A 25,814-nucleotide genomic window follows, 5' to 3' on the forward strand; every position below is an offset into this window, starting at 1 on the left:
TTACACCGTTTGTTTTAATCTTTGTTTCAATTCTTCCGCTTCTTTATCTGTCACAAATACATAATGATCTGGTTTGATCTCTTGTAAAGAACGGTTTGGATTTTCTTCAGCATTTTCTTTATAAGTAATACGTGTTCTTGTACGTTCACTTTCCGGATCAGGTTGTGGCACTGCTGACAACAAAGATTGTGTATAAGGATGTAAAGGATGGTTATAAATTTCATCCGCTGAACCGATTTCTACAATTTTTCCAAAGTGCATCACAGCAATACGGTCTGAAATATATTTAACCATAGATAAGTCATGCGCAATGAATAAGAATGTAATATTCTTTTCGCGTTGCAATTTCAACAGTAAATTAACAACTTGTGCTTGAATCGAAACGTCTAATGCTGAAATCGGTTCGTCTGCAATAATAAATTCTGGTTCAACTGCTAATGCACGTGCGATACCGATACGTTGTCTTTGTCCTCCTGAGAACTCATGCGGATATCGGTTGGCATGTTCTTTTTTTAATCCTACTGTTTCTAACAAGTCATACACTCGTTTTTTACGTTCTTTTGTACTTTTTGCTAATTTATGAATATCAATACCTTCCGCAATAATATCCATTACTTTTAATCTTGGATTAAGTGAAGCATATGGATCTTGGAAAATCATTTGAATTTTCTTATTAAACTTCAACATATCTTTGCGGTTTTTAATATCCTGAATATTAACCCCTTCGTAATACACTTCTCCGCTTGTTGCATCATTTAGTTTAATTAATGCTTTTCCTGTTGTAGACTTGCCACAACCAGATTCTCCAACTAAGCCAAATGTTTCCCCTTTGAGAATATCGAAAGAAATATCTTCTATTGCACGAACTTCATTACGCTTTCCGACATTAAAGTATTGTTTTAAATTTTTAACACTTACTAATACTTCTTTATCTCCAGCAGGTTGTTGACGTTGTGCGTTTAATTCTGATTGTTCTTTTTCAATCTCATTTTGCTTTTCTAATGCACCGCTTGTTTCTTCAAAATCTTTATTTTGGTTATCCTTCATTGAACGCCACCCTTTCTACACGTTCAGCGTGCTCAAATTTATTCGGCATTTCTCTTTGACGTCTCACAACCAATTCAGGCGGCTGTACTTTAGGAGAACGTTCATCTAACAACCACGATTTTACAAAATGTGTCGGTGAAACTTGGAACCATGGAGGTGCTTCTTTAAAATCAATACCTAAAGCATATTGACTTCTAGCTGCGAATGCATCACCTTTTGGCGGATGCAATAAATCAGGTGGTGTACCTGGTATAGCTACAAGTTCTGTTTCAGTACCAGTTTCTAAATCAGGCATTGACGATAATAGTCCCCATGTATAAGGATGTTGCGGATCATAGAAGATTTCATCAACATCGCCTGTTTCTACCATTTGACCTCCATACATTACAGCAACTCTATCCGCAATATTTGCAACGACACCTAAGTCATGTGTGATAAAGATAATAGCCGTATCGATTTTCTTTTGCAGCTCTTTCATTAAATCTAAAATTTGAGCTTGCATTGTAACATCTAAAGCTGTTGTTGGTTCATCTGCGATTAATACTTTCGGCTCACAAGCAAGGGCTGTAGCAATAACGATACGCTGTCTTTGTCCTCCAGAGAATTGGTGAGGATATGCTTTAAAACGCTCTTTAGCATTCGGCAATCCAACCATATCCAAAATTTCTAACGCTCTTTTTTTAGCTTGCGATTTACTATATCCACGATGCTTCATAAGCGGTTCCATGACTTGTTTTCCAATTTGCATCGTAGGATTCAAAGAAGTCATTGGATCTTGGAAAATCATTGAAATATCTTTTCCTCTTAATTTAATTAATTCTTTTTCTGGTTTTTCAACTAAGTCTTCTCCTAAAAAGTTGATTTTGCCTTTCTTGATGCGACCAACATCACCTTGGAATAATTTTGTCAAAGCTTTTGTAGTCACAGACTTACCAGAGCCAGATTCACCTACAATTGCAAGTGTCTCCCCTTTGTCTAAATAAAAATCTACTCCTCGAACTGCTTGCACTTCTCCTGCGTCAATATCAAAGGAGACATGCAAGTCGTTTACTTCTAATATTCTTTCTGCCATACGAACTGCCTCCCTTATTTACGCATTTTCGGATCGAATGCATCACGCAATCCATCACTGAACAAGTAGAAGAATAAGATTAATAAGCTTAAAATTAATGCCGGAATAAATAATTCATGTGGATGAATCAATAACATGGCACGCCCATCATTTACTAATGAACCGAGCGATGTTTTCGGTGCTGGTACCCCGATTCCGATGAAACTTAAGAAAGCCTCGAAGAAAATCGCACTTGGTACAGTAAACATTGAAGTTACAACAATTGCACCTAATGTATTCGGCAAAATATGTCTAAAAATCAATTTAGTTTTTGAAGCACCTAATGTACGAGATGCTAAAACAAATTCTTGTCCTTTTAATTTTAAAAATTCACCACGTACCACACGACTCATTCCTATCCAACCTGTAATTGCCATCGCAATAATAATTGTCCAAATAGATGGTTCAAAAATTAATACGAATAAAATTACGACAATCAAGTTTGGTATAGAAGCGATGATTTCAATAATCCTTTGCATTATGTCATCAACCCTGCCGCCAAAGAAGCCGGATATTGCGCCATAAACCACTCCTATGAAAATATCTAGTGCTGCAGCTACTACACCGATAAATAGTGAAACTTGCGCACCTTGCCATGTACGTGACCATAAATCACGACCTAATTGGTCTGTACCGAACCAGAAGTTTTCTTTTACTCCTGCATCTTTATAAGCATTTGTTCCATCTGCACCTTGTCCATCAAATGGTAAAAATGGAATCTTATCAAGTACTGGAATTTTAGCTGGAAGGTTACGTCGGTCTACATCTTGTTCTGCATAATCATGACCGCTCATCAATGGTCCAACTAGAGCCATAATAATAATGAGTATTAAGCCGATCATACCGATAACTGCTAATTTATTACGTCTTAACTGACTCCAAGCATCTTGCCAGAAGTTTTTGCTTTCACGTTGAATTTCTGGTTCTCTTTCAATATCTTGTTCAACAAGTAAAAAATCCGGTGCATTTTCCCCATCAGTTGTATGTGTGAGTGCTGCATTGGAATAGTCTCCATGCAAATGATCTTTATTTTCTGCCATTATTTTTTACCTCCTTGCACCCTAATACGCGGATCGATAATTCCATATAAAATATCTACAATGAAAATCGATACAATGAATAACGTACTGAATAACAGTGTAGTGGCCATAATGACAGAGAAATCGTTCGTTTGAATCGATCTGACGAATTGATCCCCTAGTCCTGGAACCCCGAAGATATTCTCGATTGTTAGTGTCCCTGTTAAAATACCTGCTAACATCGGAACGATAATTGTAATAACTGGAATAAGCGCATTTCTAAGTGCATGACCGAAAAGTACACGCATCATAGAGTTACCTTTAGCTCTTGCCAATAAAATATAATCTGAACTCAACACTTCAATCATTTCCGCCCGTATGTATCGTGCGACTGTCGCAAGTACGCTCGCTGAAAGTGCAAGTGATGGCAAGATGGCTGTTGAAATACCTTCCCAATCTGCTACTGGGAACCATCTCAATCTTACTGAGAAAACATATTGTAATAATACTGCTAAAACGAATGATGGAACTGATACAGCAATAACTGAAATAACTGTAGAAGAGTAGTCCACCCAAGTATTTTGTTTCGTTGCAGCAGCAACCCCTAAAATTAATCCTAAAATAACTCCAATAACCATTGCCGTTAATCCCATTTCCATCGATGGTATTAGACGAGGTTGGATTAAATCCCAAACCGGTTGGTTATGATATTGGAATGACACCCCAAAATCTCCTGTCACAACATTTTTAAGATAATGCAGATACTGAACAATAACTGGATCATTTAAACCATATGTCTCGTTTAAAATTTCCTTTTGGTCTGCACTTAACTTTGCATCATTAAATGGTGAACCTGGCATCAGTTTCATTAAGAAGAAAGTGATAGTCATAATGATGAACAAAGAGATCAGCATATATCCAAAACGTTTGAGTATATATCTAAACATAGACAATCCCCCTTATGAATTCAAAATAAACATTCCTTCAAAATTTTCAGAAATATTTTAATATTATTATAGCTATAATTTGCATTCTAAATCAACACAATTTTTAGAATATTTTAATTGTTGCAACAAAATGTTCCGTAAAACATGTATAATAAACTTAGTATTAACAAGGTATTTTCTACTTTCTAACGTCAGTTTTTTATTAAAAAAATATTTATAGATATGGTTAATAGTTGGAAAAGTATATAATTTTTAATTTAGGAGAAAAATATGAACAAATATTTACAATGGTTAATTTGGGTGTTGTTTGCACCTGTTCTCAGTTTAATAATATGGGGATTCAGAACACATACTTGGTCAAATTATATAGATATTTTATTTATTGTAAGTATGATTTTGTTTATTGCAGGATTCGTAGTAATCCTAGTTCAAGATGGGATTTTTGATGCGACAAGCTATGGATTCAGACGTATCCGTTATCAAATGGGAGGAAAAAAGCATCGTAAGGCTTGGGAAGATGATGAATTTATGAACCCTAAGCAAGCAAAAAGAGACTTTTATTTAGTAGAGGCATGGGCAAAAAGAATGACAATTATCAATGCAGTTTTAATTCTTTTATGTTTATGCGCAATATTTACTTTTTAAAAACGGCAACTAGCGTCGCCGTTTTTAATTTATTATTCTTTAACTTGTTGTATCTTCGGCATTTTAAACAGCACGAGATACATTAACGCAAAACCAATTAATACAATTACACCAGTATAAACAGACATCATCCATGGTGTTAAGAATACGCCAATCACTAAACCTAATTGAGAAAGTACTTTTGCAGTAGTAAAACCTAATGAACTGATTGAACTATACACACCTCTAGCATGTTCTGGTGTTAATGCAAATCTTTCTGAGTTATAAATTGGTGAATAAATAATTTCACCAATTGTTGCAATAAATGCAAAAACTAAAATAAAAAATAAGACATTAGCTGATGTGATCATGACATAACCAAAAGTATAACAGAAAATTCCAATCACAAATATTACCTTCTTCGAAAAACTTTCAACCAAACGATTTATATAAAAGGTTAAGAACGCAACTGTGATCGTATTTACAATCATAATTAACGTGAAAATACGTACCCCATCAATTCTAATTCCTAAAAATGATACCGGATCAAATGTTTTTTGGAGACGTACAATGACATATGTATCTAAGCTGGCTTCTGCCATGAATACAAAACTGAATGCGAGCATCAAAATGATATAGGGTTTGTCTTTAAAAGCTTGTACATAGCCATGCAGAAACTTTTTAACTACAGAGTCCAACGAATCATGATTCGCAAATTTTTGTTGTACATCATAAATGAATACAAACACATACCAACTAATTAAATTTGCAGCGAGAAACAAACCAAATAGTAAATGACGATGTTCAGCATACAATGCTGCACCTATCAACATACCGATTGCCATAGCAATATTGTTCATCCAGTAGAAGAAACGGTAAATAAAGTCACGACGTTGAGCTTGAATAGCATCCATAATCGCTGCTTCTAAAATGGGCATTTCAAATGAATTGGTTATGGAAAAAACGAAGAACGTTATACAAAATAATACCAATCCAATACCATGCATATTTACAGTAATTATTAGCAACACTAAACACACTGTATAAATCCCGTGGACAAAACTGATTACTTTTTTACGTTCAAAGTGATCAGAAACATAGCCGCCGATAAATGATACTATAAATCCGATGATAACAGTTGCCATCAAGAAAATACCTGCAAAAACAGCATTAATCATAGTGGTTAGATATAAAGCGATAAAAGGTAAAATCGCAGAACTTGAAAGTGTAAGCAAAAAATCACACAGCATTCTTGCTTTTAATGTTCTAGAAAGTTGATTCAATTGATGCATCGATTTCACCCACCTTTGTTTATGCATTTAGTTTTTTTGATTTAATGCGTTAAATCATTAATTAAAAAGAACATTATTTTTTAATAGTTTATTTCATTATACACATTTAATGCTAATATGGTGTATTCATTTCAGTTTATGATTTTAAAATCTTTATTTCTGTTTTGAATAAAAAGAAAAAAAGCATTTGAAACGATTAAAATAACCGCTTCAAATGCTTATCATTTCTTTATGTCTTAATAGACTATTTTGCCGCTAGTCTTCAAATTTTTTAAATACTAATACAGCATTGTGTCCGCCAAATCCAAGACTATTACTCATCGCATAAGTAATATCTAAATCTTGAGCTTCGTTTGGTACAAAATCTAAATCACATTCTGGATCCGGAGTTACTGCATGAATTGTCGGCGCAACTTTGCTATCACGAATTGATAACGCTGAAAAGATTGCTTCTAAACCGCCTGTTGCCCCTAATAAGTGACCTGTCATTGATTTAGTTGAGCTGACTTTTAAGTTATTTGCTGCATCTCCAAATGTATTTTTAATTGCAAGCACTTCGTTTAAATCACCTACTGGTGTACTAGTACCATGTGCATTTAAATATTGTACATCTGATGGTTGGATGCCTGCATCATCCATAGCTGCTTGCATTGCACGTGAACCACCTTCACCCTCTGGAGCTGGCGCAGTAATATGGTATGCATCACCTGTTGAACCATAACCTACGATTTCTGCATAGATTTCAGCACCGCGTGCTTGTGCTGATTCTAATGATTCAATCACTAAAACACCTGCACCTTCACCCATTACAAAGCCGTCTCGGCCTTCTTGGAATGGACGACAAGCTGTTTCTTTATCATCATTAGTAGAAAGCGCTCTGCTGGCACTGAAACCTGCAATAGCCATATGTGTAATTGGCGCTTCACTACCGCCAGTAACCATAGCATCTGCATCGCCACGTTGAATGATTTTAAAAGCTTCACCAATTGAGTTAGTACCTGTTGCACAAGCTGTAACAGTAGAACCATTCGGGCCTTTTGCACCTAAATCGATAGAAACTTGTCCAGTAGCCATATCAGGAATCAACATTGGTACAAAGAATGGGCTGACACGACGAGGACCGCGATTAAGCAATTGGCTATGTGCAACTTCGAATGTTTCCATTCCACCGATACCTGAACCAATCCATACACCGATTCTATCTGCATTCGCATCGTTGATTTCTAACTTAGCATCTTTAACCGCTTCACGTGCAGCAACGACTGCATATTGTGTAAAACGATCCATACGACGCGCTTCTTTTTTCTCAATATAGTCTTCAATATTAAAATCTTTTAATTCTCCGCCTAAATGAACATTGTAATCAGATGTATCGATGCGTGTAATTTCATCAATACCATTAACACCGTTCAAGGCATTTTCCCATGAAGTTTTCGCATCATTACCTAGTGGAGATAATGCGCCTAGTCCTGTAATTACAACGCGTTGCTCTTTGCTCATACTTTATCCTCCTATTTTCCCCATCTTAGTGTAATTGCGCCCCAAGTCAGGCCGCCGCCGAATCCAACTAGAACCAAGACGTCGTCATCTTTGATTCTGCCGTTTTCAAGTTCTTGGCCGATACTTAACGGAATAGAAGCCGCCGAAGTATTACCATATTTATTCACTGAAACGCTCATTTTTTCTTTAGGGATTCCTAAACGTTCTCGAGCTGATTCCATAATTCTGATATTCGCTTGGTGTGGAACAAACATATCAACATCGTCAGCAGTAATACCAGCCTTATCAACAACATTACGTGAAGCTTCTCCCATAATTCGTACTGCAAATTTAAACACTTCACGACCATTCATAAAGATTTTGCCATTTTCAGGGTTTAAATATAAATATTTGCCGCCGCTGCCGTCAGAACCCATTTCATAACTCATAATACCGCGTCCTTCTGAAACTTCTCCGATGACTGCTGCTCCAGCTCCGTCACCAAAAAGAATTGCAGTCGAACGATCTGTCATATCTGTAATTTTAGATAATTTATCTACACCAACGACTAAAATGTTTTGGTAATCGCCTGATGCAATGTACTGCTTAGCAGTAATTAATGAATACATAAATCCAGAACAAGCAGCAAGTTGATCCATTGTTGCTACTTTACCTAATCCTAGTCGTTCTTGAAGCATATTTGCTACAGTTGGAAATGGAAAATCACCTGTTGAAGTCGCAACGATGACCATATCTATATCTTCAGGTTTTATACCTGCATCTTTAATTGCTTTTATGCTAGCTTCATATGCAAGATCTGATGTTTCTTGGTCTTCTCCTGCCCATCTGCGTTCTTTAATTCCTGTCATTTTAGAAATCCATTCATCCGAAGTTTCTAAAAAAGTTTCAAAATAGGCATTGTCTACTACTTTTTCCGGAACATAAGTTCCGAAACCTTTAATACCCACGTCCATGGTTCTACACCTTCTTAAAAATATTTTTAATACCAGGTATTAATTTATCATATTTTTCTTTTTAAACACAAGCGCTTTAACTATCATCTGTTATGGAATTACTCATACTATTATAATATTTGAAGTTCCGTATCACAATTATTGTGATGTCAAAACCCGATTTTAATAAGGTAAAACTTTGATATTTTACTTCCATCACTATACAAAGCTATTGTTCTAATTTATAATTAAAATAAAGATAATTCTATGGAGGCACTACAGATGAGATACATTATGGTACTATTCTGGTCAGTATTGTTGCTTGAAATGGTAAACTTCGTATTAAATAGTTTAGCAGGTGGCGGCAAATTGAATTTTATTATCCCAATTTTATTTGCGGTTATCTTCACAATTGTAGTTGCAATTTTAGATGTGCTTATGAAGCCGGTTAAAAATTCAACTTCAGCGGAAGACAGCAAACAATAACATATCGACATTAAATCCGGTATTTAATACTGGATTTTTTATTTTACAAAAAATGCTGGAATCTCTTAGTTTTCTCGAGATTCCAGCATTTTGTTCTATCTTAATTTAATTGTGCTTCTTCTACTTTGAAGTTCAATTCATTATCGCCTAAATCAACTTTAACAGTTGTACCTTCTGGTAATGATTCTTTAATCATCATACGTGCTAATGGTGTTTCAATTTGACGTTGAACAAAACGTTTAAGCGGTCTTGCACCAAATTGAGGTTCGTAAGCTTCCTCACCCAACCATTTTTTCGCTGCCTCTGACACTTCAATAGAAATACGTTGATCAAGCAAACGAATATTAAGTTCTGTAAGAATTTTTTCTACAATCATACTCATATCATTAACAGATAATGGGCGGAAGAGAACAATATCATCCATACGGTTCAAAATTTCAGGTTTAAAGTATTGGTTTAAGCTTGTCATTACTGCAGATTCTGTAGTTTCAGAAATAACACCTGTTTCTTTTACTTGTTCAAGTAAAATTTGAGAGCCGATATTGCTTGTCATAATAATAATTGTGTTTTTGAAGTCAACATTACGTCCTTTAGAATCAGTTAAATGTCCTTCATCTAAAATTTGAAGCAATACGTTGAAGACATCTGAATGAGCTTTTTCAACTTCATCTAACAAGATAACTGAATATGGATTACGTCTCACAGCTTCAGTTAATTGTCCACCTTCATCATGACCTACATAGCCAGGAGGAGCTCCAATTAATCTTGAAACGGAATGTTTTTCCATATATTCACTCATATCGATTCGAATCATGTGTTTTTCTGAATCAAATAAAGAAGAAGCTAAAGCTTTAGCTAATTCTGTTTTACCTACCCCTGTAGGACCTAGGAATAAGAAACTGCCTATTGGACGATTAGGATCTTTAATACCTGCTCTGGCTCTAATAACTGCATCTGCGACTAAATCCACAGCTCTGTCTTGACCTACAACACGTTCATGCAAGATATCATTTAAGTGTAATAATTTGTCACGTTCACTTTCTACTAATTTAGTAACTGGAATACCTGTCCATTGACTGACAATATCCCCAATTTCTTCATCTGTAACAATTTCACGGATGATTCTTTCATGATCTTCGCTTTGTTCATCTTGGAAAGCATCTTCTAAATCACGCAATTCTTTTTCTAATTTCGGTATTTTACCATGTTGTAATTCAGCTGCTTTTTCCAAATCATAATTATTTTCCGCATCTTCTAAAGCTTTGCGGCTTTCATCCAATTCTGCTCGTTTTTCTTGCAGTTTTGAGATTTTTTCTTTTTCTTGTTCTACGCGAGATTGCAATGCTGATTGTTTTTCTTTCTCATTTGAAAGTTCTTCTTGCAACTCTTTTAAACGTTGTTGACTGACATTATCAGATTCATGTTTTAATGCGTTTTCTTCAATTTCTAATTGCATAACTCGACGATTGACTTGATCAAGTTCTGTCGGATTAGATCCCATTTCAGTACGGATAGTAGCACAAGCTTGGTCTACTAAATCAATTGCTTTATCCGGTAAGAAGCGATCTGTAATATAGCGATCAGATAATTCCGCTGCTGCTACTAAAGCACGGTCTTGAATTCTCACACCATGATATACTTCATAACGTTCTTTCAAACCACGTAAAATTGAAATTGTATCTTCTACATCCGGTTCAGAAACGCCTACTTTTTGGAAACGACGTTCTAACGCAGAATCTTTTTCAATATATTCACGATATTCATTCAAAGTTGTAGCACCGATACAATGCAGTTCACCTCTAGCAAGCATCGGTTTCAACATATTACCGGCATCCATGGCGCCGTCTGTTTTACCTGCTCCAACTAGCATATGCAATTCATCAATAAATAATATGATTCTGCCGTCTGAATCTTTGATTTCTTTCAATACAGCTTTTAATCGTTCTTCAAATTCACCGCGATATTTCGCGCCAGCTACTAAAGCACTTAAATCTAATTCAAAAATCGTTTTATCTAATAAAGACTCAGGCACATCTTTTTTAACAATTCGTTGTGCTAAGCCTTCAACAATTGCAGTTTTACCTACACCAGGTTCCCCTATTAATACAGGGTTATTTTTAGTTTTACGGCTCAAAATTCGTATTGTGTTACGAATTTCTTCATCACGTCCAATAACAGGATCCATGTTGCCTTGACGGACTTCTTCAACTAAATCACGTCCGTATTTTTCTAGAGCTTCATAATTTGCTTCAGGATTTTGTGATGTCACGTGATTTCCTCCTCTGACTTTCTTAATAATTTCTTTGATTACTTCATCCTTATTGCCTACAAATTGCTGAGTTATTTCATTTGTTTCAATCGCAGCAAGTAAAAGATGTTCCATAGAGACGAATTCATCATCATACGTTTCCATTATTTTTTCAGCTTGGTTAAAAAGTGTATTCGTATTATTACCAATATATTGTCCATATTGTATATTATCGCCTTTGACTGTTGCATAATGATTTAGTTTTTCTTCATATGCTTCAGAAAGTGCTACTATATCTATATTAGCGCGTTCAAGTACACTTTTAAAAAGACTATTTTCACTATTTAAAGCAGCAATCAAAACTGCTTCTGCTTCTACATTTTGCTGTTCGTGCTGTTTTGCGATTTCAATTGCACCTTGCAATGATTCTTGAACAGCATATGTCATTTTATTTGCATCCAATTTATTCACCTCTGTCGATTCAGTATACTGAGCCAAGAACCTTCTTGACTTTGACTTACTTTGACCTTAATAATAGTATAAGCTATATTCTAAGATTTTTTCAACTTATTACCCTCTTTGAATTCAAAAAAATTTAAAAAAGAAATGGGGCTGGAAAAAATAATGTTCCAGCTCCATTCCTACACTTACTTTACTATTTTATTTATCTTTTTTTAATCCCATTGTTTTAATAATTTCATCAGATAATGCTTTAACTCCTGAATATTCTAAATGAATACCATCAGGTGCAAAGTATTCACTGTGTCCTGCTGATCGGCTGTACCAATCTACTAATTTTACATTTTTATGTTTAGCTGCTGCTTCTTTCATCAAGTCATTCACGTGTTTTTCGTAATCACGTGGCACACGTGTATTTACAAGATATACATCCGCATCGCCAAATGATTTGATAACTGAATCAAGTTGATTTTTATCAAAATCACCATTTGTACCAAGTTCAATAATGACCTTGTCGCCTTTTTTATTGTAATGGCTATATTGCGAATCAATTAATGGCTTCGCTTGATACATATTTCGTCCTACTTTACCGTCGATAACAGAACGCGGCACACTTTCTTTAAAGTATTCACCAATATCTACCATGACGGAGTCACCGATTAATAACGGTTGCACATCATCATATACATCTGTACTTTCTTCCGGTTCTTCACCGCCGCCATTTCCTAGGAAATCCATTTTTCCATAAGGAATAGGTCTTACTACATATTTATCAATACTATTCGTATCAAACTGCGTCGCTTTTTCTCCTACAGTATCTTTACCGTATTTATCAAAAAGTCCAGCTAAAATAAGTACAAATGGAATTAATATAAGAAGCATTAAAACCCAACGGACAATGTTGCTTTTAGACCAATTACTAATAGATAGCGCTTTGAAGCCTTTTTTACGGAAAGGTGTTTCTACATATCGATATGAGAACTCTGCCATAGCAACTGTCAGTACTAAATCAATCAAGTAGACATAAATAGGAATTTGTCCTGCTACGAAATATCGATGTGTAAAAATAATAACTGGAAAGTGCCACAAATATAAACTGTATGAACGTTTACCTAAATAAACGAATACAGGATTACCCATAAATCGAGCCAACAATCCGGATGGATGTACGATACTTGCAATCAAGAATAAAGTAATTCCTGAAATCAAGTAAAAGCCACCATTATAAATCCAATAGCTTTGGTCATCTACATATATAAAGAGACAAACCAAAATCGCAAGCGATATCACACCAACAATATCTACCAGTGAACGAACTGCAAAAGGCGGATCTTTTTTCAATCTGTTCGGCGGCCATAAGAATGCTAATATAACACCTAGCAACAGTGTTTGCAGTCTTGTGTCAGTACCGAAATACACACGTGAAAAGTTCATTCCAGGGTGTGTTAACAATACCATCACCAACAATGAAATTAGAGAAATCACCCAAAATATCAGTGTGATTTGTTTCGGCTTTTTAATTTTATTCAATAATAAAATAAGAACTAGTGGGAAAAATAAATAAAATTGTTCCTCAATTGCGAGTGACCATAAATGTTTTAATGGTTCAAATGAGAATTGATCAAAGTAGTTTACGTCTTTTGCAATGTACCACCAGTTTGAAACATAAAAGAGTGCTGCAAAAGCATCATGTTTCACTCTTATAATTTCTTCTCTCTGCAAAATCAGAGTGACAATGGTGACGATACTGACCACAAATACCATGGCTGGTATTAAACGTTTAATACGTCTCGTCCAGAATTTTTTTAAATCAATACTTCCATTTTTCTTATACTCTATTAACAACAAACTTGTGATTAAATAACCAGAAATAACAAAAAATGTATCAACACCTAAGAAACCGCCTGCAAGCCATTGTTTATTCAAATGATAAATAATAATTCCTAGAACCGCAATCGCTCTTAACCCATCGAGTCCAGGCATGTAATTCATCTTCTTAGGCGAGTTATTGTTACTTGAACTGCGCTTCAAATTATTCATGCACTTACCTTTCTTTCCATCTTTAATTTCCGTTAACATGTGCTATGTATCTATTTAATAGGCACGTTTGCGTCATAATTACCACTTGTAATATTAATGTAATAATCTTGCAATATCAAGTCATTATATGCGATTTGAGTTAATTTTAAATCTTACAAAACCGTACATTATTTAAATTTGACTATTTTGTGATAGTTTTATTTTAAATAACAAAAGAGAAACGACACGCATTGCATTAAACTGTTTTAAAGTTTAACGTTAAGCAATGTATCGTTTCTCTTTCTAAAGTGATAACATTATTTTTAAATGTAAATTAGCTCACGCCTAAAGCAATTTTCGCATAGCGTGACATCATATCTTTATTCCATGGTGGATTCCATACAATATTAACTTCTGTTTCTTGGATTTCAGGAATCTCAGCAAGAACCATTTTGATTTGTTCAATAATTTGCGGTCCAAGCGGACAACCCATTGAAGTTAAAGTCATTTCAACTTTACATAAACCATCATCATCAAGATCTACTTTATATATTAAACCCAAATTAACGACATCTATGCCTAGCTCAGGGTCAATTACATTTTCTAATGCACCAAGAATATTATCTTTTAATGCTTCCTCCATTTCGCTCACCTCTCTAAGCAATAATTATTAATCTTAATATATCAAATATCCGACAAAACTCCAATAAAATGCTATTATTAGAATACACTGGATAAGGTGTTAAATAATAATATCTCTTCAAATGACAAGATATTATTAACTATAGACATCAATGTTTTGTTTATCACTATAAAGGCTAGAACGATAACTTGAAGAAAAGCATCATACTTTCTTTAGGCGTTCAGCCTATTTTAAAATTTGCAGTACATGCATTATTTAACGAATCCTCTCAGCATTAAGGAGATAATTTTATGGAACCATATTTAATTTGTTTAGATTTAGATGGGACATTATTGAATGATGAAAAAGAAATTTCACCTTATACTTTGAAAGTTTTAGAAAAACTTAAAGAACAAGGTCACTATATTATGATAGCAACAGGCAGACCTTTCCGTGCGAGTAAGCTATACTATGAACAATTAAACCTAAATACACCTATTGTTAATTTCAATGGTGCATTTGTACATAATCCAACTGATTCAGATGCACCTGTGACTCACGAAACACTCGATCCAGACTTAGCAGCAAGCATTATTGAATCTCTTCAAAAAATGCAGGTGAAAAATATTATTGCTGAAGTCAAAGACCATGTATATATTGATAACTTCGATCAACATCTTTTTGATGGATTCTCTATGGGCAATCCTAAAATTGAAACTGGCGATATTGTGAATCAGTTAAAAGAACCTCCGACTTCAATTCTAATTGAAGCAGATGAAGTAATGATTCCTCGTGTTAAACAAATGCTGTCTCGTTTCTACGCTGAAAGTATAGAGCACAGACGTTGGGGTGCACCATTCCCAGTTATTGAAATTGTTAAAAGGGGCATCAGTAAAGCACGTGGTATAGATAGTGTGAAAGATAAATTAGGTGTTGATCGCAATCATATTATCGCTTTTGGTGATGAAGATAACGATACGGAAATGATTAAATATGCAAAACATGGTATCGCAATGGAAAATGGATTAGATGAATTGAAACACATTGCAAATGAAGTCACATATTCTAACAACAAAGATGGTATAGGTAGATATCTTAACGATTTCTTCAGCCTCAATATCCCATATAATAATGAAACGAAAGTTTATTCAAGATAAATATATTTTCAAGTAAAAACAAGGTTTGCTTTAGTACTTAGATGAACATGTACTTTATAGTAACCTTGTCTTTTTTCTTATTCAACAGTAAATGGAGGCAAAAAAATGACCAAAATTATTATTATTGGCGGCGTAGCAGGAGGCGCAACATTTGCAAGTCAGCTTCGACGTTTAGATCCTGATTGTGATATCACTATTTTCGAAAAAGACCGTGATATTACATTTGCAAATTGCGGTCTTCCTTATTATCTAGGTAATCTGATTGACAACCGTTCTGAATTACTTAATTTTACACCTGAACAATTCAAAGAAAACAAAGGTATAACCGCAAAAGTATTCCATGAAGTCATTCAAGTTGACCCTAATAACCAGACTGTAACTGTAAAAAATTTAAAATCAGATGAAACTTTTACTGAAAGCTATGATTATTTAGTGATGAGCCCAGGTTGTCGAGCAAATCGATTACCTTTAGAAAGTAATATGGCTTTTACATTACGTAATTTAGAAGATACAGATGACATTGAATCTTACATCACTAAAAACAATGTTAAAAAAGCACTTATTATAGGCGCTGGATATATATCCTTAGAAGTCTTAGAAAACTTTTACAACAGGGGCATTCAAACAACATTGATCCATCGTTCTGAAAAAATCAATAAGTTAATGGATCAAGATATGAATAAAGTCATCTTTGATGAAATGGACGAACGTCAAATTGATTACCGATTAAACGAAGAAGTTGATTCAGTAGATGGTCAAACCGTTCATTTTAAATCTGGAAATACAGAAGACTTTGATATCATTATTGAAGGTATCGGTATCAAACCAAATACAGAGTTTTTAGAAGGCTCCGGAATTGAAGAAGATGATGCTGGATATATTCCGATTAATGAATATTTCCAAACAAACTATAGAAACATCTATGCAATTGGTGACATTGCCTCTAATTTTTATCGTCATGTGAATTTACCTACACATGTTCCGTTAGCTTGGGGCGCACATCGAGGGGCAAGCATTGCAGCAGAACATATTACTCAAACACGCAACGTCCCTTTTAAAGGATTCTTAGCTTCAAATGCAGTGAAATTCTTTGATTATACATTAACAAGTGTCGGTGTAAGCCCTTCTGATTTAAGTCATTTCGATTATACAATCGTTGAAGCCAAACAGATGAACCATGCAGGCTATTATCCTGGAGCTGAACCGCTTCATTTACGCGTATACTTTGAAAATAAATCTAGAAAAATATTACGCGCAGCAGCAGTAGGTAAATCTGGTGCCGATAAACGAATTGATATTTTATCTATGGCAATGCAAAATGATATGACTGTCGATGAACTAACTGAATTTGAAAGTGCTTATGCACCACCGTTCAGTTCTCCAAAAGATATTATTAATATGATCGGATATAAAGCTCAAAATAAATAATTTTACAAATAAAAATAAATACAATCCACAAAATAACCTCTTATAAATAATTGCATTGCAAAGTTCTTGTTCAGATATGTTATTATAAGGTATGAAATATTGATGAAATGAGGAAATTACATGTTACACTTACACATTTTCAGCTGGGTAATCGGTATTATTTTATTTATCGTTTCTTACATCAGTTTTACTAAAACCGGTGCACCGAAAAAAGCATATAAACCCTTACACATGACTTTAAGATTATTCTTAGTATTAATCTTATTCAGCGGTGTTTGGCAAGTAGTAAAAGAATTTGCGACTGCAACAGGAAGCGCACACATGCTATTAACATTAAAAATGGTTTGCGGTGTTGGTGTAGTGGCACTTATGGAAGTAACATTAGTACGTAAACAACGCGGTGCTTCTCATACAGGCTTATTCTGGAGTACTATTGCTTTAATTATCGTTACAATGGCATTAGGAATCATTTTACCAGAAGGACCAATTTCAAGTATGTTCGGTATTGGAAAATAATATCATTTTATAAACTCTGCCAAATCTTTTATAAGATATTCGGCAGAGTTTTTTTAATGCGTAAAAAAGAGATTAGAGATGAGCTGCATAACAACTCACTCCTAATCTCTTCTATTATTTCATTCTATTCTTCTTCAGCAATAAAGTTTGTCAATGTACCAATATTATCAATTGTTACTTTTACTTCATCACCAGGTTGCAGATATTGAGGAGGGTTCATTCCTGCTCCCACTCCTGCTGGTGTACCTGTTGCAATAATATCTCCAGGATGCAATGCAACATATTTAGAAATCTCAGCAATCAATTCATCAATTTTAAGAATCATTTGGCTAGTATTGCCGTCTTGACGAATGTCATTGTTGACTTTAGTTACAATATTAACGTCCTCAGGTGTTGGTAATTCATCTTTAGTTACGATATAAGGACCCATTGGGCAGCCGCCAGTCAAACTTTTAGAAAGGAAAGCTTGGTCTTGCTGACGTTGAGCAGTTCGGTCAGTAATATCATTAATGATTGTATAACCATATACGTAATCTAAAGCTAATCCTTTTGGAATTTTTTCTCCAGCTTTACCGATAACTACACCTAGTTCACCTTCGTAATCAAGAGTATCTGTAATATCTTTATGGTTAGGAATTGTAGATTCATCACCAGTTAAAGATGATGCTGCTTTAGTAAATACATATAATCTTTCTACACTATGATTTAATTCATCTGCATGTTTTTTATAATTACGGCCGAAAGCAATGACATTATTCGGTGGTGTTACAGGCGGTAAGAATTCAATATCAGAAAATTGAACTTTATAATCCTCTGAGTTAGAACTATCTGTAGCCGCTACCACTGCTTTGCGGACTTGTTCTTGAAAATCTAAAGTATGATTTTGTTCTAAACCTTCTAATAAAGTCTTAGGATGGAAGTCGCCTTCACTAAAATCAGCAAAAACTTTTCTTAAATCCCAAGCTGCTTCTTCACGTTTTACCTTTACTCCATATGATGTTTCATCATTGTGTTTGAATGATAAGAATTTCATTCAGTATCAGCTCCTCATCTCAATCTTACTAACAATTATAACTATATTTTCAGAAAAATAACAAATATTTGTTAAGTTTCTCAATTTTTTATAATGAAGCTGTGCAAGCAATAAAGTAAGATTATATTTACAAATGTTTACACGCTTATATTTCTCTACCCTAAGAACAACAGATTAATGTTCAGTTTTTTCTTCTAATGATAATGTTCCAAATTTAAAGAAGTATAAATACCCTTTAACTTCTCTTTGCAAAATTGTTTCTAGCGCAGATTGATAATAATACATTTGTACTTTATAACGTGCTTTCAACTGTTCACCCAATTCTTCGTCTGACACACCTCGACGTTGATTAAATGTATCTGTTTTATAGTCGACAAAGTAATACTGATTATTTTTTCGATAAATCAAATCAATCATCCCTTGAATTATTGATACATCTTCATCATCATTCATTTGATGATCGACTTTTGATTGATTGACCACAAATGGCATTTCTCGCATGATTTGATCGCTTTGTGCGATTTCAAGATATAAATCACTTTTAATGAAATTCATAACTTCATCTATACGTATATCTTGTTTAGCATCATCTTCAATGATGTTCTTTTCAATTAATCCATCGATATATTCATCTAATTCAGCACTTGTCATTCTTTCTTCTTTAAATGGAAGATGCTGCATAACAGTATGCATTAATGTACCTATTTCATTTGCTTTACGTTTCTTATGCTGTCTCATGAATTTTGGGCGTTCATACGTCGAAGCACCTAATTGATATTGACGCACACGTTCATAACTTGTTCCCGTTTCTTCTGTTTCCAATTGGCGTTTCAGCTCAGATACAGATTGTTTGGTTGGTTTAACAACGTCTTTTTGGTAAGGATATTGGTAATCTAGTTGTGTTTCAATCGTTTGTTGTCGATCTGTATTCGTAGATTGATAGTTTATAATATCAGTTACCGTACGGAATTCTTCGTCTTCGTTTTGATGAATATCTTGTGCAATATCACTATATTCATCAATATGAATTTCTGCATAAGGATGTATTGCGTCATCTAACTCATCAATATTGCGCTCAAATTTCAAATCATTTGTTAGATGATTGGCTTGATATTTCGCAAGTATTGCATAAATGAGCTGCAACGGATTTTTCACTTCTAAACGGTAACTCATAGGCAGCATATTATTTGAAACAGCTGTGTTCAGCATCTTATCTAATTCTTTTTCTGTTTTTACCCGTCCTACAAGGAAAAGCTGTTCTTTTGCACGTGTCAGTGCCACATACATCAAACGCATTTCTTCAGATATCATTTCTTTTTCAGTAATGGCACGTAAAGTTACAGATGCTAGAGAAGGAAATGCAACGTCCTTTTCCACATCAAAATAAGTGATTCCCATTCCGTATTTTTGATTTAAAATGACAGGTTTGTATAAATCACTGCGGTTAAATTGTTTGCTCAATCCGGAATAAATCACAAATGGGAATTCTAAACCTTTACTAGCATGAATAGTCATCATTCTGACTACATCGTCGTTAGGCCCTACTACATTTTCTTCCCCGAAGTCTTTTCCGCGATCAATCAATTCATCAATAAAACGTATAAATTGGAAGAGGCCTCTAAAACTAGAGTTTTCAAATTCAATAGCTTTGTTATATAGACCATATAAGTTGGCACGTCGGCCTTTTCCACCAATCATGCCGCTGAAATATTGAATTACGAAGCGATCATTATAAAAACGGTCTATCAATTGGTAAACCGGATGTTCTAAACTGAATTCTTGGTAAAACTTCAAGTCTTTAAGGAAATCTTGAAGTTTAGCGACTAAGTCTGGATCTGCTTCTTCATTTTTTAAATAGTGTTGTATAGATTGATAGAAATAATCATCGTTCGGACTGGTTACTCTGATACGTGCTAACTCATCTTCAGTAAATTGATAGATGACAGAACGCATCAATCCGACAAGATAGATGTCTTGAAGCGGATTATCTACCGTTCTTAAAATGATAATACTAAACGCACTTCTGTTTGTTCAAAATAACCCTCTTTACTGTTTACATGAAACGGTATGTCTCTATTTTTAAACGCTTGTTGCAGTTCTCTCGAGCGATTATAACCACGTTCTAGTATGACAATATCCTTATATGATGGTTTGCGATAAGAACCAGTTTTCATATCATATACTTCGCGATGGTTCATAATCTCTTCAACTTGGTTTGCAATATATTCTGCTTCTTGTTCTGTTCCCGTCAATTCTGATTCTTTATCTTCCACCATGACATTTAAATTTAAAGGATGCGGTTTATCATCAAAAGGTGCGCCATAATATAATTGTGCGGCTTCGTCATAAATAATCTCTCCGACTGATTCATCCATCATATGTTTGAAGAGATAATTCGTTGTTGAAAGTACTTCAGGACGTGAACGGAAATTTTGTGATAAATCAATACGCATTCCAGATGTACCATCGTGAGAAAAGCGAGAGTATTTTTCAATAAACAAACTAGGATCTGCTTGTCTGAATTTATAAATCGACTGCTTAACATCTCCTACCATGAATAAGTTGCCATTTGTTTCATCGCCGCGCTTAATACAACTTAAAATCTGCTCTTGAACTCGGTTGGTATCTTGATATTCATCAACAAGAATTTCATCAAAACCATTTCGATAATGTTTAGCCAGTTCCGTTGGAGTTCCATCTTCATTCATTAAAATTTTCAAAGCAAAATGTTCATAGTCTGAGAAATCTAATATATTTCGGCTTCTTTTCTTCTTAGAAAATGTATCAATGACATCTCTAGTGATTTGAGAAAGCACTTCTACTCGAGGTGCTAATTTTGCCATATCTGCTTTTAAATCTTCAGCTGAACGAGAAAAATAATCTTGCTGTACTTTTTGTACAGCACTTTTATAGTCATCATAATATGACTTAGCACTCTCTAATACTTCAAGATTGCCATCATTAGCTTCTTTAATTTTTTTAGTGGCGCTCGGGAAGCGTGATACAAAACTATGTTTGCTAATTAATTCTGTGTTTAAGATGCCGCCTTCCATTGCACGTGCAATAAAAGCACGTTCGTCTTCTATTACTTCTAATTGTTTTTCTACCACTGCAAGTTCACTATATAAATCAAAACTTTTATTTATATTTTCTAATGCTGTATTCATAAACACTTTCGCTAGATTCATCAATAATTCCAAAAACTCATCTTGTGCTTGATTGTCTTTATATGGTGACACTAATGAGTCCAACCATTGTTTAGGTTGAGGATTTGCTACCGCAAAATAATAAACACTTTTTATAATTTGTCTTAAACGTTCATCACTGCGATCTGACGAAAGTTGTTCTGATAAATCAATAAAGGCTGGATTCAATTCTGCATAATATTCTTCCAAAACTTCATCGATGGTTTGTTCTAATAATAAAATATTTTCTGCTTCACTGCTTGTTCTGAAGTTTGGATCAATATCCAATACATCATAATGTTGCTGAATCAGTTTCAAACAAAAGCTGTGCAAAGTAGAAATTTGTGCTTGATGAATTTTAACTCTTTGGTTTTTTAAGTGTGTATTACTCGGGTCTTCTAAAGAAGCTTTTTGAATACGCTTTTCAACCCTATGTTTCATTTCTCGTGCACTGAGATTGGTAAATGTAACCACTAATAAGCGGTCTACATCTATTTCATCGCGGAGTATACGTTGAATGATACGCTCAACGAGTACTGCTGTTTTACCTGAACCTGCAGCTGCAGCAACTAATGTATCTTGACCTTTGGCATAAATACTTTTCCATTGATCGTCTGTCCATATAACATCATTGGGCTTCTCTGGTATCATTCGTTATCCTCCTCATCACTTTCTTGATTTAATAAATCAATTGGATTGATACTTTCATCTACTGTTCTGTATTTTTTACTATCAATCATACCATCGACATGACAAACAGAACGATAATTACAATATTCACAAGGCAGTTTCTGTTTATATTTCATAGGTGCTACTTCAGTATGACCATCCATAATATCCGAAGCAATTTGAATAAAGTTGTTCTTATTATGTTCAATAAATTTATATATAGTTTGAGAATCGGCAACTTTACTGCTCTTATTCAAATTACCTTTTGCACCAATGTCTATAGGCACAATATCTGATTTGAATTTAGGTTCCAATCTCGTATCTTCAGCATCTAACACTTCAGGGTCGCTATTAATCAAACCATTTAATTTAAATGACTTCAATAACTCTTCTTGACGCTTGTCTTCATCCATTTCTGCCCAGTTGGCAAAATTCACACGAGGTTCATGTACATGAAAATATAACAATCCACCTGGTTCAGTCGCTTCTGCTAAGTCCAAACGATCTTTATTTTGCAGTACGACATCCATATAAGTCATCATCTGCATCTGCAGCCCGTAATAAACTTTCGTTAAATCTAAAGTACCGCTATATTCTGATGATTTATAATCGATAATATTTACGAAACTGCGGTCTTTACTATTAAAGGTATCAATACGGTCAATTTGACCACGGATATTAATCGGAATCCCTTGTGAAGTATAAAGTGACTCTGCTGCAAGCTGTTCGTTAGATTTCGGATTTTTTCTAAATGATTTTTCAAAAGCTTGCGGTCTGAATTTAGAGAAAGTACCTTGATATTTCAACGCTGTTAATGTCGATTGTACAATTGCACCAATACGTACAGACATATAACGATAATAAGCAGATGAGTTCAATAAGTTATATTGAACTTCCGGCAAAATATTTTCCAGTGCTTCTTGTGTAAGTTTACGGATAGAAGCATCTGTTAAATTACGAAAATCACCATGAATCTTATCTGCAATATATTTCAATACAGAGTGGAATATGTCGCCTAAGTCGAAGTTTTCTAATTTATATTTTGTACGTTCATTTAAACGCAAACCATGTGAAGTGTAATGTTTGAACGGACATTGCTGGTATCCTTCAAATCGAGACACACTGGCGTTAATTTTATCTCCATACAAGGCTTTAGAGAGTGGTTGATTTAATTGAACAGTTTTATTATCAAACGTTAATGCAGATGTTAAATACTGCAATCCTCTGTTTAAACGTTCATTGTGCATCATTGCTTGGTACGCTTCTAACCACGTATCAGCAGTTAATTCATGGTTAAGCCAACTTTGCAATTCTTCAAAAAGTGCAATTTTAGTTTGATGCGGATGTTCCATCACTGTAAGCGGATTATGTTGGGCAGCATATTGTACATTTAATATATCTAGATTTGTAAAAAGTTCTTGAATGTTATTGATAAACGGACTGACTTCTTTGTCATCATTATTCAAACCCATCAAACTATAAGATAATGTGACATGTGTTGTAGCACGTGTCATCGCAATATAACACACAAACGCTTCATCCATCTGCAGCACATCAGCTGTAGGGCTTAATTCAAGCTGTGTTTCTTCTTGGAAATATTTCTTTTCATCATCGCTAATCAAACCAGAATTTGAAATTGCTTGCGGCATAGTACCATCATTCATACCTAACATGTAGATATGTTTCTTATTATCAACTTTAGCCAAGTCCATACTACCAATGCTGACTTGGTCCAATGTTTGAGGAATCATCACAAATTCTAATTGTTCTAATCCCACATCAAACAATTCAAGGAATCGTTTTTGTGTCATCTCTCTATTGCCGAAAACAGTAGCTAAGTCGTCTAATGTTTGAATAAAGCCATTCCATACTTGATCTAGCTCTTCAGCTTGTTGATGTTCTCCTGCTAAATCCAGTTCATCACGCTCTGTCATTAACTGACTCGGCAGGTTGAATTGCTCAAAAGCCTCATAAAATGCTGCTGCATAAGTTTCAGCAGTATCCGCTTCAGCCAATGCTTTTTCAAAACGTAAAATTTTATCTATGACATAATTTTTCAGATCAATCACACGTTGATAATCTGCTTCTGTTTCTTCCGTCATAGGTTGACGTTTTAAGCCCATTTGATTGAATTGTTCAATTTTAAAATATTTATCGTCTAACCAGCGTTGTCCATAGATACCGCGCTCAAGTACATAATTCTCTAAAATATCTGTTAGATAACGGTTATCTCTAAACTTTTTAGTTAATACTTGTGTTTTAAATAAACGCATTAAAGGCTCGAAACTCCATTTTGATTCAATCACTTCTAATAAAGAACGGATCATTTCCATGACAGGATGATGTGTCATAGATTTCTTCGTATCGATGTTAAAAGGAATATCAAATTCTGGGAATACACTTTCCATTAGATGTGCATAATTTTCATCACGATAAAGTACAGCAACATCTTGAAAACGAATATTTTCTTCTCTTGCTTTTCGAATGATGTCTCTTGCAATCGTATTGACTTCTTCACGTACATTCGAAGTTTCTAAAATATTAATATTGCCTTTTGCTGCAGCTTTTTCAAAGAACACTTCATTAAACGAATGTTCTAAATGACTTAAATCATGATTTTCAAATCTTTGTTGTTTTGTAAATCTGCGTAAATTGAAAGTGATATTTTGTCTTTGTGCAATTTCTTCTATATGTGTAAGTGTAGAAGAAGTTTTTCTGAACAAACTGAATGGATCTTTATCTCCATTTGTTGTGAGTAAAACACTGACTGATTTTGCACATTGCGCTAATTTTTCTATAATTTGATATTCAAGCGTTGAAAAGTTATGGAATCCATCAATGTAAATCTCTGCTCTTTTCAACCACTTTGATTCACTCATTTTTTCTATAAACTTATAAAGTGTATCTTCAGATGAAACAAAATTTTCAGCTAAACGTTCTTCTAAGTATCGATAAACTAAAGCAATGTCATGTAATTTATCTTGAGTTCTTGTTTGCAATTGATTTTCAGAAATAAATTGTTCGAGTTGTTCGGGAGAAACAGCATACTTTTTAAAATCTTGAATTTGCTCACTTAACTTAGCGCTGAATCCATAATATTTTGTTTGTGATTGGTATAAATTCAGTTCAGAACGGTGTGCTTGTAAAATATCAAAAATCATCATTTCAAGCGCACCTTTAGAAGCATATTCTTCAGTCAAACCGCCAATTTCTTGGAAAATACGATGACTTAACCGCTCAAAGTGCAGCACTTCTGTCCGTAAACTTCCATTAAGTTCCGGGTCCTTCACAAAGTCTTGCTCAAGTTGGAAGGTACTTTGTGTTGGTGCAATGATAATGATGGGATCCCCAAGTGGATCCTGTTTCATTTTTGTTTTGATTTCATTAAGCATAGCATGCGATTTACCCGTGCCTGCTCGTCCAATATATGCATTTAATTGACTCACGACTTCTCCCCCTTTGTTCATATTGTAGCACATACGTTCTCATTCTTGTGTTTCAAATATGTCTTCAAACACCA

At 34.5% G+C, this 25,814-nt stretch carries 17 protein-coding genes and 1 pseudogene; 5 read left to right on the forward strand and 13 right to left on the reverse strand.

What is annotated here, in order from left to right:
* The 4 genes from A4G25_RS04965 to opp3b are packed head-to-tail and all read right to left on the reverse strand — an operon-like array spanning position 1 to position 4,124.
* Entirely contained in the window at positions 1–1,047 is a 1,047-nt protein-coding gene (locus tag A4G25_RS04965; RefSeq protein WP_232011930.1) for an ABC transporter ATP-binding protein, read from the reverse strand.
* Positions 1,037–2,119: an ABC transporter ATP-binding protein gene (locus A4G25_RS04970; RefSeq protein WP_047131675.1), complete on the reverse strand. Its 1,083-nt coding sequence runs from the start codon at positions 2,117–2,119 to the stop codon at positions 1,037–1,039. The genes A4G25_RS04965 and A4G25_RS04970 overlap by 11 nt, the downstream gene beginning before the upstream one ends.
* A 14-nt stretch (positions 2,120–2,133) precedes the next feature.
* On the reverse strand, positions 2,134–3,198 hold the full coding sequence (opp3C, locus tag A4G25_RS04975) for an oligopeptide ABC transporter permease (RefSeq protein WP_047131674.1): 1,065 nt from the start codon (positions 3,196–3,198) through the stop codon (positions 2,134–2,136).
* Positions 3,198–4,124 carry an oligopeptide ABC transporter permease gene (gene opp3b / locus A4G25_RS04980; RefSeq protein WP_047131673.1) on the reverse strand — a complete coding sequence of 309 codons (927 nt, stop codon included), beginning with the start codon at positions 4,122–4,124 and terminating at the stop codon, positions 3,198–3,200. The genes opp3C and opp3b overlap by 1 nt, the downstream gene beginning before the upstream one ends.
* A gap of 270 nt (positions 4,125–4,394) precedes the next feature.
* On the opposite strand from opp3b, the gene A4G25_RS04985 reads away from it, so the two are divergent.
* Entirely contained in the window at positions 4,395–4,769 is a 375-nt protein-coding gene (locus A4G25_RS04985) for a DUF3899 domain-containing protein (RefSeq protein WP_047131672.1), read from the forward strand.
* Positions 4,770–4,801: 32 nt separating this feature from the next.
* Here A4G25_RS04985 and A4G25_RS04990 read toward each other — a convergent pair whose 3' ends face one another.
* The 3 genes from A4G25_RS04990 to A4G25_RS05000 form a co-directional block, all read right to left on the reverse strand.
* The gene (locus A4G25_RS04990) at positions 4,802–6,040 is read right to left on the reverse strand and encodes an MFS transporter (RefSeq protein ID WP_047131671.1); all 1,239 of its coding nucleotides are present in this window, start codon (positions 6,038–6,040) and stop codon (positions 4,802–4,804) included.
* A 255-nt stretch (positions 6,041–6,295) separates the two neighbouring features.
* Positions 6,296–7,540, reverse strand: coding sequence for a beta-ketoacyl-ACP synthase II (gene fabF / locus A4G25_RS04995; RefSeq protein WP_047131670.1), 1,245 nt, complete (start codon positions 7,538–7,540; stop codon positions 6,296–6,298).
* A gap of 11 nt (positions 7,541–7,551) precedes the next feature.
* Positions 7,552–8,493, reverse strand: coding sequence for a beta-ketoacyl-ACP synthase III (locus A4G25_RS05000; RefSeq protein WP_047131669.1), 942 nt, complete (start codon positions 8,491–8,493; stop codon positions 7,552–7,554).
* 261 nt (positions 8,494–8,754) lie between these two features.
* Between A4G25_RS05000 and A4G25_RS05005 the strand changes: the two genes are divergently transcribed.
* On the forward strand, positions 8,755–8,958 hold the full coding sequence (locus tag A4G25_RS05005; RefSeq protein WP_047131668.1) for a YjzD family protein: 204 nt from the start codon (positions 8,755–8,757) through the stop codon (positions 8,956–8,958).
* Between the two features lie 100 nt (positions 8,959–9,058).
* On the opposite strand, the gene clpB is transcribed toward A4G25_RS05005, so the two are convergent.
* The 3 genes from clpB to A4G25_RS05020 form a co-directional block, all read right to left on the reverse strand.
* On the reverse strand, positions 9,059–11,668 hold the full coding sequence (gene clpB, locus A4G25_RS05010) for an ATP-dependent chaperone ClpB (RefSeq protein ID WP_047131667.1): 2,610 nt from the start codon (positions 11,666–11,668) through the stop codon (positions 9,059–9,061).
* 198 nt (positions 11,669–11,866) lie between these two features.
* Positions 11,867–13,705 (reverse strand): acyltransferase family protein, encoded by a 1,839-nt coding sequence (locus A4G25_RS05015; RefSeq protein ID WP_047131666.1) that lies wholly within the window; start codon positions 13,703–13,705, stop codon positions 11,867–11,869.
* A gap of 313 nt (positions 13,706–14,018) precedes the next feature.
* Complete coding sequence (locus A4G25_RS05020; protein WP_047131665.1) at positions 14,019–14,327, reverse strand: metal-sulfur cluster assembly factor; 309 nt, start codon at positions 14,325–14,327, stop codon at positions 14,019–14,021.
* Between the two features lie 290 nt (positions 14,328–14,617).
* Between A4G25_RS05020 and A4G25_RS05025 the strand changes: the two genes are divergently transcribed.
* From A4G25_RS05025 to A4G25_RS05035, 3 genes are all read left to right on the forward strand, one after another.
* Positions 14,618–15,463 carry a Cof-type HAD-IIB family hydrolase gene (locus A4G25_RS05025; protein WP_047131664.1) on the forward strand — a complete coding sequence of 282 codons (846 nt, stop codon included), beginning with the start codon at positions 14,618–14,620 and terminating at the stop codon, positions 15,461–15,463.
* A 105-nt stretch (positions 15,464–15,568) separates the two neighbouring features.
* Complete coding sequence (locus tag A4G25_RS05030) at positions 15,569–16,891, forward strand: CoA-disulfide reductase (protein ID WP_047131663.1); 1,323 nt, start codon at positions 15,569–15,571, stop codon at positions 16,889–16,891.
* A 120-nt stretch (positions 16,892–17,011) separates the two neighbouring features.
* A complete protein-coding gene (locus tag A4G25_RS05035) occupies positions 17,012–17,407 on the forward strand; it encodes a YisL family protein (protein WP_047131662.1) in 396 nt (131 codons plus the stop codon).
* Between the two features lie 124 nt (positions 17,408–17,531).
* On the opposite strand, the gene A4G25_RS05040 is transcribed toward A4G25_RS05035, so the two are convergent.
* The 3 genes and pseudogenes from A4G25_RS05040 to addB all read right to left on the reverse strand — a co-directional run bounded on the left by A4G25_RS05040 (position 17,532) and on the right by addB (position 25,761).
* Positions 17,532–18,440 carry a fumarylacetoacetate hydrolase family protein gene (locus tag A4G25_RS05040; protein ID WP_047131661.1) on the reverse strand — a complete coding sequence of 303 codons (909 nt, stop codon included), beginning with the start codon at positions 18,438–18,440 and terminating at the stop codon, positions 17,532–17,534.
* Between the two features lie 174 nt (positions 18,441–18,614).
* A pseudogene (addA, locus tag A4G25_RS05045) lies at positions 18,615–22,276 on the reverse strand (helicase-exonuclease AddAB subunit AddA).
* Positions 22,273–25,761: a helicase-exonuclease AddAB subunit AddB gene (gene addB / locus A4G25_RS05050; protein ID WP_047131659.1), complete on the reverse strand. Its 3,489-nt coding sequence runs from the start codon at positions 25,759–25,761 to the stop codon at positions 22,273–22,275. The pseudogene addA and the gene addB overlap by 4 nt, the downstream one beginning before the upstream one ends.
* Positions 25,762–25,814: the final 53 nt, after the last annotated feature.

Source organism: Staphylococcus condimenti (genome assembly GCF_001618885.1).
Taxonomy (GTDB): Bacteria; Bacillota; Bacilli; order Staphylococcales; family Staphylococcaceae; genus Staphylococcus; species Staphylococcus condimenti.

Coding starts and splice junctions, on each gene's coding strand:
- A4G25_RS04985 (WP_047131672.1), top strand. CDS start 4,395: ATGAACAAATATTTACAATGGTTAATTTGGGTGTTGTTTGCACCTGTT.
- A4G25_RS05020 (WP_047131665.1), bottom strand. CDS start 14,327: ATGGAGGAAGCATTAAAAGATAATATTCTTGGTGCATTAGAAAATGTA.
- addB (WP_047131659.1), bottom strand. CDS start 25,761: ATGAACAAAGGGGGAGAAGTCGTGAGTCAATTAAATGCATATATTGGA.
- A4G25_RS04990 (WP_047131671.1), bottom strand. CDS start 6,040: ATGCATCAATTGAATCAACTTTCTAGAACATTAAAAGCAAGAATGCTG.
- A4G25_RS05005 (WP_047131668.1), top strand. CDS start 8,755: ATGAGATACATTATGGTACTATTCTGGTCAGTATTGTTGCTTGAAATG.
- A4G25_RS05015 (WP_047131666.1), bottom strand. CDS start 13,705: ATGAATAATTTGAAGCGCAGTTCAAGTAACAATAACTCGCCTAAGAAG.
- A4G25_RS04965 (WP_232011930.1), bottom strand. CDS start 1,047: ATGAAGGATAACCAAAATAAAGATTTTGAAGAAACAAGCGGTGCATTA.
- fabF (WP_047131670.1), bottom strand. CDS start 7,540: ATGAGCAAAGAGCAACGCGTTGTAATTACAGGACTAGGCGCATTATCT.
- opp3b (WP_047131673.1), bottom strand. CDS start 4,124: ATGTTTAGATATATACTCAAACGTTTTGGATATATGCTGATCTCTTTG.
- A4G25_RS05040 (WP_047131661.1), bottom strand. CDS start 18,440: ATGAAATTCTTATCATTCAAACACAATGATGAAACATCATATGGAGTA.
- A4G25_RS04970 (WP_047131675.1), bottom strand. CDS start 2,119: ATGGCAGAAAGAATATTAGAAGTAAACGACTTGCATGTCTCCTTTGAT.
- opp3C (WP_047131674.1), bottom strand. CDS start 3,198: ATGGCAGAAAATAAAGATCATTTGCATGGAGACTATTCCAATGCAGCA.
- A4G25_RS05025 (WP_047131664.1), top strand. CDS start 14,618: ATGGAACCATATTTAATTTGTTTAGATTTAGATGGGACATTATTGAAT.
- A4G25_RS05030 (WP_047131663.1), top strand. CDS start 15,569: ATGACCAAAATTATTATTATTGGCGGCGTAGCAGGAGGCGCAACATTT.
- A4G25_RS05000 (WP_047131669.1), bottom strand. CDS start 8,493: ATGGACGTGGGTATTAAAGGTTTCGGAACTTATGTTCCGGAAAAAGTA.
- A4G25_RS05035 (WP_047131662.1), top strand. CDS start 17,012: ATGTTACACTTACACATTTTCAGCTGGGTAATCGGTATTATTTTATTT.